Consider the following 12110-nt stretch of genomic DNA (forward strand, 5'->3'; position numbering starts at 1 on the left):
TATTGAATTGCTCTTGAGCTTTTTGATCTGAACTTGGGCGTAGTGGCCGGAGTTGGCCGTTTTCCCGCTCCGGTCACTACGCGCAAAGTGCTATTATTGCCCCCGGCTCAACAGCATTTTGCCGCTTATGACGCCCTGCTGATTGCGCAGTACGTACTGGTACATACCGTTGCTGAGGTTGTTACTTTCGAAAGGAATGTAGTTCGGCCCTTCCAGCAAACGTACACTGCGACGGTGTACCTGCTGACCTAGCATATTGTAGACCTCGAATGAGAACGGACCGCTGATCTCGGAAGTTACCCGGATCTCCGTATAATCTCCGAAGGGGTTGGGCACGTTGCTCAGGCTGATGTACTGTTGCAGGTAATCATTGGTAGCATTCGGAATGGTGCAGTTTTCCGAACCTTCGGGTTTCACCGCCACCGCATAACTACCGGTTACTATAGTTCCGTCCGGTAGCGTCAGGGGGAAATCGATAGCGGAACGAATGACGATATCTACTGAAAGCGGATACAGGCCTTCGGAACCGGCTGCCGGAGTTCCGTACAGCAGGATACATCCGGTAGTATCACTTTCAAAAACACAGTTTGGCGGATTACAAACGTAATCAAAGCCCGCCGGAGCACCTTTAACGGCTCCTTCTGTGGCCAGATCTACACTCTGAATGGGAACGTTAATACTACTTATCGTAACTGATGACGGCACCTGAAACTGCAGTACGGTCTCGAAATAAGAATTCACACAGGCCGTATCCATGATCCCGGAACCTGGAATAGTATCTTGGTAAGGTATCGGAGAGACGATCACCGAATCCGGCAAATTATTGTCCGGAATACAGGTTTGGGAACGCCCCAGATTGAAAGCTATGACAACACAAATAAGGATGAGTAAAATGTTTTTCATGCTTGGCGATTTTCGTGATTCAATTAGCAATGATGGTAAATGTTAAGAAACAAAAGTACGGCAAATGTGGATTTCGTGGGACAAAAAATTGTTTTTAACATTTCCGGTATGCCCCGCCGAATACCAGCTACCGGGTACCGTTTTCTCAACAAAGATTAGAAATTATCACTGATTACCCTTACTTTTGTCCGGTTTCAAAAAGAAACGCCCTGTAAATTCAAGTTGGGGGTTTGTCGGAAATCCGACGAGTTTTACGCCCTACAAAGTCATTAATCCAGAAGTACGGAAGATTGTCATCGGAAGCACTCAACCACACACCCACTCCCTGCACCCACGCAACAGCAACTTTACTGATCTCATTTGCCCGGCCCGGAAAATCGTTTCCGGAAAAAACCTGAGCAAGACAAGACACAGCTTATGAACGGAATGAAATTATGGCTGCTATCCGGCTGCTTGTTGCTGGCTGGAATGCTTACTGCACAAAATGCAACAATCCAAGGCACCGTGACGGATCAAAAAACCGGTGAAGCTTTATTTTTTGCTAATGTCTCGGTTGGAGCAACGGGCGTCGTTACCGAACTGGACGGCACCTACCAACTCGCGATCCCTCCCGGCAATTATACCCTGCAGGTTACTTACGTCGGTTATACGACCTACAGCGAAGAGCTGAGGATCGAAGCCAACGAAACCATCGAACGGGCAATAGCACTGGAGCCGGAATCCACCATTCTGAATACGGCTACCGTCACCAGTGGCAAATACGAAACACCGCTGAGTGAAGTGACGGTATCCCTGGAAGTGATCCAGCCGGAACTGATAGAAAGTACCAGCAAACCCACGCTGGACGAAGCCCTGCAGAAAGTACCGGGCGTGACGATCATCGACGGGCAGGCCAATATCCGGGGCGGTTCCGGTTATTCGCAGGGAGCCGGCAGCCGGGTATTGCTGCTGGTAGACGATGTACCCATCCTCCAGGCGGATGCGGGTTTCCCCAACTGGGACGACGTGCCTATCGAGAACATCGAGCAGATCGAAGTGGTGAAAGGTGCGGCTTCCGCGCTTTACGGTTCTTCCGCCTTGAACGGCATCATCAATGTGCGTACCGCCTACGCCAAAGCGGAACCGGAAACCAAACTAGCCACCTTTTACACGACTTATTTCGCGCCGAAAGACAAGAACAAACAGTGGTGGGACGAAGCGCCCAACACTTTTGCCACCAGTCTGGCCCACCGGCGGAAAATGGGTAAGCTGGACCTCGTCCTGGGCGGTTATTACATCAATCAGGAAAGTTTCCGTAAGGATACGTATAAGAAATTCGGACGCTTTAATTTCAATACCCGCTACCGGGCTACCGACCGGCTGACTTTCGGACTGGCCTCCAATATCAACCAGGGCTCCAGCGGCAGTTATTTTTACTGGAAATCCGCAGAAGAAGCCTTCGAAGGCGCCCCCACTACCTTATCCGAACGGGAACGCCTACGCTTTAATGTCGATCCGACCATCACCTATTTTGACAGATCCGGTAACCGGCATAAGATCCTGGGTCGCTACTACTACGTCGACAACAACAACGACCGCAACCAGTCCAACTCCTCGCAGTGGTATTACGGGGAGTACCAGTTCCAGCGCCGCTTTGCCGATATCGGGCTGGTCACCACGGCCGGGCTGGTGGTTTCCGGTAATCAGATCGACGCGGAACTATACGGCGACACCACTTTCACCGCCAGCAACCTGGCCGCTTTTGTGCAGCTGGAAAAGAAATTCCTGGACCGGCTGAATGTCTCCGCCGGGTTTCGCTACGAACGCAACGTACTGAATAACCCGGGTTTCACCTACCAGCAGGGAACGGTAGATCCGTCTGAAGAAAAGGAGTCCAAACCAGTATTCCGGCTCGGCCTGAATTACGAGTTGGCGGATTATACCTTTTTGCGCGCCTCCTGGGGACAGGGATATCGCTTCCCGACGGTTGCCGAAAAATTCATCTTCACCGATGCCGGTGGGTTTTTCATTACGCCCAATCCTACCCTGCGCTCCGAAACGGGATGGTCAACCGAGATCGGGATCAAACAGGGCTTCCGGCTGTCTTCCTTTGAAGGGTTTATCGACATCTCCGGCTTCCTGATGCGCTACGAGGATATGATGGAATTCAACCTGGTTGGATTTGGCTTCCAGGCTTCGAATATCGGTGGTACGGAGATCAAGGGTATGGAATTCACCGTAGCCGGTCGCGGCAGTCTTTTCGGGCTACCTACCAGCATACTGGCGGGTTATACCTACATCGATCCACGGTTTAAAGAATTTGACAATACGCAGATCCCCGCCGGCGAGACGGGCAGTCGTGGTCAGGTGAATGCCAATAACTCTTCTTCGGAGGACAATATTTTGAAGTACCGGTCCCGGCATACGTTCAAGCTCGACCTGGAAAGCCGGTTCCGGCGTTTTAGTCTGGGATGGGAAACCATTTCCGGCAGCCAGATCGAAGCGATCGACCGGATCTTTAATCTCATCGTTCCCGGATTGGAAAGTTTCCGGATGAACAATCAGGGCTATCTGGTACACAATGTCCGGGCGGCCTACCGCTTTACCGAAGATATCAAGTTGAGCATGATCCTGGGAAACCTGACCAACCGGGAGTACAGCATCCGTCCGGGGTTGCTGGAAGGTCCACGAAATTTGACGGCACGGCTGGATTTTAAATTCTAAATATTTATGGCTCGCAAATTGGTTGGGTCCTGACCGTATTGAATACCTCAGGACTCAATCAATTTAAGGTTTGTCCGGATAGATCAATGGGCAGAAAAGTGATGTTACGGCCTTACTTTTCCGCCTTGATCCTTCCTAACTTTCCCTCCCCTCCCCTTTTCTACTTTAACACAAAAAAAGTGACATTTTGTCAGTTTTTCTATTTACCTTTGCGGCGCAAATCGCAAAAGGAAATTGATGTATGTATAACGACAATCCGACTCTCGAAGGACTGAAAAAGGAAATTGACGAAAGCAAACAGGGCGAAGTCTTTTTCCAGGGAGAGGCAGCCAATACGGCCGATGCCGGCAATAAGCATTTCTACATTGAAAGCTACGGCTGCCAGATGAACTTTAGCGACAGTGAGATCGTAGCATCCATACTGGCGGAATCCGGTTACCGGCCTACGCGCAACATGGAAGAGTCCGATCTTATCCTGATCAATACCTGCTCTATCCGGGAAAAAGCGGAAGAAACGGTACGCAAGCGTCTGCGGATCTTTGACAAGGTCAAGGAATCCCGTCCGGGTACGCTCGTGGGTGTACTGGGCTGCATGGCCGAGCGCCTGAAGAGCAAGTTCCTGGAACAGGAAAAACTCGTAGATCTGGTAGTCGGACCCGATGCCTACCGGGACCTGCCCGCACTTATTTCCACCGCCGAAGAAGGCGATAAAGGGATCAATGTATTCCTGTCCCGGGAAGAGACTTACGCGGATATTAGTCCGCTGCGGCTGGACAGCAATGGCGTTACTGCATTTATTTCCATCATGCGCGGTTGTGACAATATGTGTTCCTTTTGCGTGGTACCTTTTACCCGCGGCCGCGAGCGGAGCCGGAACGCCTTCAGTATTGTAGCCGAAGCCACTGATCTCTACGAAAAGGGCTACCGGGAAGTGACCCTGCTCGGTCAGAACGTGGATTCCTACAAATGGGAAAATCCCGAAACGGGCGCCCCGGTCACTTTCGCCCAATTGCTGGAAATGGTAGCCCAGGTGCATCCGGACCTGCGGGTCCGTTTCTCTACTTCTCACCCGAAGGATATCACGGACGAGGTGCTGTACACAATGGCCAGAAACGAGAACATCTGCAAATACATCCACCTGCCGGTCCAATCCGGCAACAGCCGGGTACTGGACCTGATGAACCGGACTTACAGCCGGGAATGGTACATGGATAAAGTGCGCCGCATCTACGAGATCATGCCCGATTGTGCCATTTCTTCCGATATCATCGCCGGGTTCTGTACGGAAACGGAGGAAGAGCACGCCGAAACGCTGAGCATGATCGAGTTCGCGCAGTACAGCATGTCGTACATGTTCATGTATTCCGAGCGACCGGGTACGCTGGCCGAACGGAAATTCGAAGATGACATCCCGGAGGAGATCAAAAAAAGACGCCTCCAGGAGATCGTCAGGTTGCAGACCGCAACTTCCCTGCAGCACAACCAGAAGGATATCGGAAAAACCTTTAAGGTATTGATCGAAGGCGACTCCAAAAAGTCCGATCAGGACTTTAAAGGACGGAATACGCAGAATAAGATGCTGGTTTTTCCCAAGAAGAGTGATCTTCAGCCCGGGGATTACTGTTACGTAAAAGTCAACGAAGTGACCAGCGCGACCCTTATCGGAGAAATTGTTGACTGATCGTTACCACTGACAAATAATGGAGAACCTACGAAGTATAAAGCAACGCTATGGAATCATCGGCCGGTCGGAATCTCTCGACCGGGCGCTCAGTACGGCCCTGCGGGTAGCGAATACCGATCTGTCCGTATTGATCCAGGGGGAAAGCGGCGTTGGTAAAGAGATCTTTTCGCGCATCATCCACGACAACAGCCCGCGCAAGCACAACAAATTCATCGCGATCAACTGCGGGGCCATCCCCGAAGGCACCATCAATTCCGAACTATTCGGACACGAGAAAGGAGCCTTTACCGGCGCTACCGGGGAGCGCAAAGGATACTTTGAATCCTACGACGGCGGCACGATCTTTCTGGATGAGATCGGTGAAATGCCGATGGATACCCAGGCTTTTCTGCTGCGGGTACTGGAATCCGGAGAGTTCATCCGGGTGGGTTCCAATAAGGTCCAGAAAACTGACGTGCGCATCATTGCCGCCACCAATGTTGACCTCCAGGACCGCATCAAGAAAAACAAATTCCGGGAAGACCTCTATTTCCGCTTGAATACCGTGCCGATCTTTTTGCCGGCCCTCCGGGACCGCCGGGAAGACATTTACATGCTGATCCGGAAATTTGCGCTGGATTTTGCCGAGAAATACCGGACCGAACCCATCCAACTCGACAGCAGCGCACGCTCCGTGCTGGAAAACTACAGCTGGCCGGGTAATATCCGGGAACTGAAAAATGTAGTGGAGCAACTCTCCGTACTGGTCGAAGACCGGGAGATCAACGGCGAAAAGCTGGTGCAATACATTCCCAATCTGACCAGCCGGCACCTGCCGGCCCTGGCCAACGGATCTTCCGAGCAGGAATTACAGGAGCGGGAAATACTCTACAAACTGCTTTTCGATATGAAAGGGGATCTCAATGACCTGAAATCCCTGGTGTACGGGCTCATCAAGAACAACGACCTTCAGGTCCCCTCCAATACCAGCAGTATGCGGGGACTGCGCGCCCTGAATCCCGGAAGTATTGACAGCAACGTTTTCACATCCGATCATTCCCACTACCCGGAAGTGGATAGTGCCGAAGCCCTCAAGGAAGAGCTGGAGCATCACCACCAGCCGATCATCCTCGGTACCCAGAAGAAGCAGGAGGTATTTGACGATATGGAGGAGGTAGAGGAAAACCTATCCCTCGAGGATCACGAAAAAGACCTTATTAGCAAAGCGCTGAAAAAGCATAACGGTCGGCGGAAAGAAGCGGCAAAGGATCTCGGCATTTCCGAGCGGACGCTCTACCGCAAGATTAAGCAGTACGAATTGTAGGCGCAGCGCAGGCGTATGCTCAACAAAAGGTTAAGGTGAGTCCGATTGTATACATTCGTCTTTTCTTAGTCTTAATTTTGGTTAAGCCATTTTCCACTAATTCATTAGCATGTTCCAATCTAAACCATTTCCATTTATTGCCGGTCTGCTCCTGCTGAGCATGGTTAGTTCCTGCTACACCTTTTCCGGCATCAGTGTGGATTACACGGTAATGAAGACCTACTATGTGGGTAATTTCCAAAATAATGCGCTGAACTCCCCTCCCATCCTTCCCCAAACCCTGGCGGAAGCGCTGCGGGAAAAGGTACGCCGGGAATCCCGGCTCGTGCAGTCGGATGTAGATCCGGACATCGAATTTGTGGGTACCCTGGTTGATTTCCGGGTAACGGCCGAAGCGCCCCAGGGAGGCAACAACCGGGAATCAACCGCCGTGAACCGCCTTACGATCGTAACGGCTATCGAATACATCAATTACAAGGACGAAGAAAAAGGCTGGAAAAGCAACTTTTCCTTCTTTTACGATTATCCCAGCAATACGGACCTTTCCTCCATACAGGACGAGGCCATCGAGGTGATCTCCGATCAGATGATGGAGGATATTTTCAACAAGGCGTTTACAGATTGGTAGCTTTTCGGTAGCTGGTGAACCAATTGCTGATTTTTTTTGAAAAAAATTGCGAATTAGGTTCAGAAAAAAACCAACATAAGCTTTATTTAGTGTAAGTTTGCACCGTTAAAATATTAGAGTCAATTTTCAAGTCTAGCGTAATTCGAATTCTTTTAGAATCCATTTTATCCTACCCTTTAAGTTTACTCATTTCACTTATTAATTGTTTGTATGAACATTTTTGTTGCAAAGCTTAACTTTGACACCCAAGAGGGTGATCTGCGCTATGCGTTTGAAGAATTTGGTGAAGTTGATTCCGTGAAGATCATCATGGATAAATTCACCGGCCGCTCAAAAGGATTTGGCTTCGTTGAGATGCCGAACGATGATGAGGCCAGAGATGCGATCGCCGAATTGGACGACCGCGAATTTGACGGAAGAACGATCGTTGTTAAAAAGGCTGAACCTCGTGAAAACCGCGGAGGCGGTGGAAGAGGCAGATACTAACAACTGCATGCGATATAATTCGGGTGGATCAAGCCCTCGAAGTATAAAGTGAAGAATAGCCTCCCGGATTGATTTCCGGGGGGCTTTTTAGCGTCTAAGAGCCACTGCTGCAGGATACTCGTGCTATCCGAATTTCATTCCACCCAACTGCATGGAGAGTTGATCGCTGCAACAAATTCGGGTAACTTTGCCAATCCATTGGAAATCTCGATAACCCGATACCATGAAAACCGATCCAAAGACTTTTCTTTTTGCTGATGACGGCAAAATTCCCAACCACCCTACCCTTCCACTACTCTATTACCGGCAGGTGCTACTTCCGGAACAGCGATCGCCCGCTGCCTGCCGGGAGCTCTTCCGTAGCTGCAACTGGCGCAACAGCTGGGTGAACGGGGTCTACAACTTTCATCACTACCACAGTATTACGCACGAGGTACTCGGTGTCACCGGCGGCCAGGCAACTTTGATCCTGGGAGGAGAGGCGGGTGAAAAGGTTCAGGTCAGTGCCGGTGACGTGATCGTGATCCCGGCCGGAGTCGGGCATTTTAATCAGGACAGCAGCGCCGATTTTCAGGTAGTAGGTGCTTATCCGAACGGAATGGACTGGGACCTTTGTTACGGAAAAGCCGAAGAAAGACCGATCAAAATGGACAATATCCAACGGGTACCGCTACCCGAACAGGATCCGGTTTACGGTGTCCGCGGCCCTCTGACCGATCTGTGGAAATAAATCCAGGACCCGCTGCGTGCGGAGAGTCCCGAAAACAAGAGTAATTTAGGCCCAATATGACCTAAACCTTCATTTTTAAGGCATTAATCCTCAGAAACCTGCCCATTTATTCTGGTTTCTGCTTATTTTTTCCTATCTTAGTGGTGAATCATTTTTTACTGAGTTAATTTTCTTGTCTAGTTGTTAGTTATTCTCTCGTTTTGAATTCTTTCCATCCTACCTTTTAAATTGCTCAATTCACTATTTATTTTTATTTCTATTTATGAACATTTTTGTTGCTAGATTAAACTATGACACCCAAGCGGGTGACCTTCGTTACGCATTTGAAGAATTTGGAGAAGTAAACTCCGCCAAAGTTATTACGGATCATTACACCGGCCAGTCCAAAGGTTACGGTTTTGTAGAAATGCCGAACGACAGTGAAGCCAGAGAGGCCATCGCCGAATTGAACGACGAATATCTCGACGGCAGAACCATCGTGGTGAAAAAAGCCAATCCGCGGAACAGCCGCAGCAGTAATACTTACAGCAGTACCTACAGCGGTAGTAGCTACTGATCCGAAAATTCCACTTTAGGAATAAAGGCGCCTTCCGGTTTTCCGGAGGGCGCTTTTGTTTTTTTAGAGACTGTTTGAAAACTTCTGCTGCCGGAGAAAAACCCGGATTTTGGCGTCAATTGAAAGCTATTTTTCACTGCATAGCCCAGCTACGGAGTTAAAAATAGGTGCAAAGTGGCGGCCCGTACGGGTAACCCAGTGAGAGGTTTTCAAAAAGTCTCTTAGAAAAAGGGCGGTAAATCTTTAAATTAGAGCTTCGCAAAGCAATCGAAGCAGACATGTCACTAAGCCTACAAGCCCTTTTAGCCCTCTTGCCGATCCTGACGGCCGCCGTTTTGATGGTCGCCTTCCGGCAACCCGCCAAACGGGCCATGCCCGTCGTTTATGTCCTGACGCTACTCATCGCCTTCTGGGGATGGGAGATGAGTGGTACCGATCTGGCCGCATCCACGGTTCAGGGCCTCTTCATTACTTTCAACATCCTGTACATTATTTTCGGAGCGCTGGTCTTGCTGAACACCCTGAAATATTCCGGCGCTGTCAGCGTGATCCGCAACGGCTTTTCGGATATCAGTCCCGACCGAAGGGTACAACTGGTGATCATCGCCTGGCTGTTCGGCTCCTTTATTGAGGGCGCGGCCGGTTTCGGCACTCCGGCTGCGATCGTTGCGCCCCTGCTGGTCGCCCTGGGTTTTCCCGCCATGGGTGCCGTTATGTTGGGGATGATGGTGCAAAGCACACCCGTTACTTTTGGCGCGGTAGGTACCCCCATTCTGGTCGGGATCAGCGGAGGCCTGGATCATCCAGAATTAAGGGAGCAACTAGCCGCGCAGGGGTTTAGTTTTAGTGATTATATTCAGATCATTACGACGAATGTAGTTATCCTGCACACCCTGGTCGGGACGATCATGCCACTCTTTATGTCGGCGATGATGACCCGCTTTTTCGGCAAGAACCGCTCCTGGCGGGAAGGCCTGGCCATCTGGCCGTTTGCCCTTTTCGGTGGCCTCGCCTTTACGATCCCCTACCTGCTGACGGGAATCTTTCTCGGTCCGGAATTCCCCAGTCTGTTGGGCGCACTGGTCGGCATGGCCATTGTGGTCTCCGCGGCCCGGAAAGGCTGGCTGTTGCCCCGGCAAAGCTGGGATTTTGCCCCCAGTAGCGAATGGCCCGCCCACTGGCTGGGTAGTTTGCGCATGGATATTACCGATCCGGTCGGTAAAAAGCCGATGAGTTTCGCCCGGGCCTGGACGCCCTATCTGCTGGTGGCGGGTTTTCTGGTGCTGACCCGTGTGAGTCAGCTCCCGCTCAAGGCCTGGTTATCCGGTATAACGGTGGACTGGAACAACATTTTCGGTACTTCTATCAGTGGCAGCTCCGCGGTTCTCTATTTACCCGGAACGGTATTTTTACTGGTCGTGGGGATCACCTACTATCTGCACCGGATGAAGCCGGGTGAGATCAGCGCTGCATTTGCCGATTCGGGCAAGATCATTCTCGGCGCGGGCTTCGTGCTGATCTTTACGGTGCCCATGGTGCGTATTTACATCAATTCCGGAATGAATCCTTCCGGGATGGAGAGTATGCCCATCGCGATGGCCGAATGGGTAGCCGATCGCGTAGGCCGGATCTATCCGCTGTTTGCACCCTCTGTTGGTGCACTCGGAGCTTTTATCGCCGGTTCCAATACCGTGAGTAATCTGATGTTTAGCCTGTTTCAGTTCGGCGTGGCGAAATCGCTCAGCTTTTCGGCCTCCTTCGTTCTGGCCCTGCAGGCCGTCGGCGCGGCAGCCGGCAATATGATCGCCATTCACAATGTGGTGGCCGCCTCCGCCACGGTCGGACTGCTCGGACAGGAAGGCAATGTGCTGCGAAAGACGATCATTCCTACCCTATACTACGTATTCCTTACCGGATTGATCGGGCTGATCGCGCTGTGGCTGCTCGGTATAAGTGATCCTTTGCAGTGATCAGTGTGCAAATAAATGAGGCTTAGGGCCATCAAAGTGCCTGATACAATTGGTGCACTTTAGGTTGCAGGGCCGCAGTTGCCTGCACCAGTGCTTCCGAGGGCTCGCCGAAAACCGCCGGATAGAAATCGGTAATCGCCAGGATCTGACCGAACAGCTCCCCCAGGTTGCCAATGTGGGCGAGTAGCGCTTCGGAACTTTGATAGCGTTCAATCACGGTACAGACCGTTTCATCCGGATTAAAATACCAGTCGTATTGCAGGGTGCCCGGATCTTTTTCCCGGCTTGAAGCCATACATTTTGTCGCAATGTTTTTTAGCTCTTCGCTTTTACCAGCGTGGATGTGCATGGTAACGATCACTTGTAATGGGTCCATTTGTATTTGATTTTAGGTGGAAATTGTGTTTTGAGACTTGCTCACTGTTTCCTCTTAACTGCTGCTGGATGCTAGTTCATGCCGGGCGATAACTTTTCCGCTCTGTTTATTTTCCGGGCCTGCAGGATCACTTCGGCAAACAATAGCGGGACCGCCCAGCAGGCCCAGGCCATGATATCTCCGATAACAAATCCATCCATTTGAATGTAGGCATTCAGGTTAACGGCCACGATCCGGAAGGTGGTAAAACCGCAGGTCACAACATAACTCCGAACCATCCATTCCCGGTGTTGATCGAACTGCCGCTTTTTGACGGCCCAGAGCGCCATACCGGAAGTCGTCAGCCAGGCTACCGCCAGTCCAATTCCACCGAGGGCAAAGATGTAATGTTTATCCACCAGGATCTTGTGGAAGACGGCCAGCCAGATAGCGGCGATCGACGCGATTAAGATGGAGAACAGATAAACGCGTCCACTGAGCCGGTGGAAATGCGGGTGCTTTTTACGAATGGAGGGGAAGAATTGGAAGGGTCCGACCACAATGGCGATCAACCCAAAAACAATGTGGGTGATCAACATCGGACCGAAGGCGGCCTGCCAGGCCTCGACATTAAAATAATTAAGCGGGAAATTATAGATGTAATAAAAATTGACCGCAATGATCAATCCCCAGATGCCTAAGTAGTACTGTTTTTTCATAACTACCGGATTAAATTGGAAGTTTATCAACTGTAGGTAAAGGTAGGATGGGAAGCGAGCCACTGTTTGCACG

The 12110-nt window shown here is 50.8% G+C and carries 11 protein-coding genes; 8 read left to right on the top strand and 3 right to left on the bottom strand.

Features of this window, described 5'->3' with window-relative positions; genetic code table 11:
* Nucleotides 1-93 precede the first annotated feature (93 nt).
* The gene (locus CRP01_RS37385) at nt 94-903 is read right to left on the bottom strand and encodes a T9SS type A sorting domain-containing protein (RefSeq protein WP_099155215.1); all 810 of its coding nucleotides are present in this window, start codon (nt 901-903) and stop codon (nt 94-96) included.
* Between the two features lie 468 nt (nt 904-1371).
* Between CRP01_RS37385 and CRP01_RS37390 the strand changes: the two genes are divergently transcribed.
* The 8 genes from CRP01_RS37390 (at nt 1372) to CRP01_RS37425 (ending at nt 10963) form a co-directional block, all read left to right on the top strand.
* Nucleotides 1372-3606, top strand: a complete 2235-nt coding sequence (locus CRP01_RS37390; RefSeq protein WP_262510347.1) for a TonB-dependent receptor — start codon at nt 1372-1374, stop codon at nt 3604-3606.
* 241 nt (nt 3607-3847) lie between these two features.
* Nucleotides 3848-5287 (top strand): tRNA (N6-isopentenyl adenosine(37)-C2)-methylthiotransferase MiaB, encoded by a 1440-nt coding sequence (miaB, locus tag CRP01_RS37395; RefSeq protein WP_099155217.1) that lies wholly within the window; start codon nt 3848-3850, stop codon nt 5285-5287.
* A 19-nt stretch (nt 5288-5306) separates the two neighbouring features.
* Nucleotides 5307-6593, top strand: coding sequence for a sigma-54 interaction domain-containing protein (locus CRP01_RS37400; protein ID WP_099155218.1), 1287 nt, complete (start codon nt 5307-5309; stop codon nt 6591-6593).
* A gap of 109 nt (nt 6594-6702) precedes the next feature.
* On the top strand, nt 6703-7221 hold the full coding sequence (gene lptE, locus CRP01_RS37405; protein WP_099155219.1) for an LPS assembly lipoprotein LptE: 519 nt from the start codon (nt 6703-6705) through the stop codon (nt 7219-7221).
* Between the two features lie 210 nt (nt 7222-7431).
* Entirely contained in the window at nt 7432-7707 is a 276-nt protein-coding gene (locus CRP01_RS37410; protein WP_099155220.1) for an RNA recognition motif domain-containing protein, read from the top strand.
* 223 nt (nt 7708-7930) lie between these two features.
* A complete protein-coding gene (locus CRP01_RS37415; RefSeq protein ID WP_099155221.1) occupies nt 7931-8437 on the top strand; it encodes a cupin domain-containing protein in 507 nt (168 codons plus the stop codon).
* Nucleotides 8438-8699: 262 nt separating this feature from the next.
* Complete coding sequence (locus CRP01_RS37420; RefSeq protein ID WP_099155222.1) at nt 8700-8993, top strand: RNA recognition motif domain-containing protein; 294 nt, start codon at nt 8700-8702, stop codon at nt 8991-8993.
* Between the two features lie 278 nt (nt 8994-9271).
* Entirely contained in the window at nt 9272-10963 is a 1692-nt protein-coding gene (locus tag CRP01_RS37425; protein WP_099155223.1) for an L-lactate permease, read from the top strand.
* 31 nt (nt 10964-10994) lie between these two features.
* Here the strand turns inward: CRP01_RS37425 and CRP01_RS37430 are convergent, their stop codons facing one another.
* Nucleotides 10995-11339: a putative quinol monooxygenase gene (locus CRP01_RS37430; protein ID WP_099155224.1), complete on the bottom strand. Its 345-nt coding sequence runs from the start codon at nt 11337-11339 to the stop codon at nt 10995-10997.
* Nucleotides 11340-11410: 71 nt separating this feature from the next.
* Nucleotides 11411-12037, bottom strand: coding sequence for a DUF2306 domain-containing protein (locus CRP01_RS37435; RefSeq protein ID WP_099155225.1), 627 nt, complete (start codon nt 12035-12037; stop codon nt 11411-11413).
* Between the last annotated feature and the right edge of the window lie 73 nt (nt 12038-12110).

This window comes from Flavilitoribacter nigricans DSM 23189 = NBRC 102662, assembly GCF_002646595.1.
GTDB classification, from domain to species: domain Bacteria; phylum Bacteroidota; class Bacteroidia; order Chitinophagales; family Saprospiraceae; genus Flavilitoribacter; species Flavilitoribacter nigricans.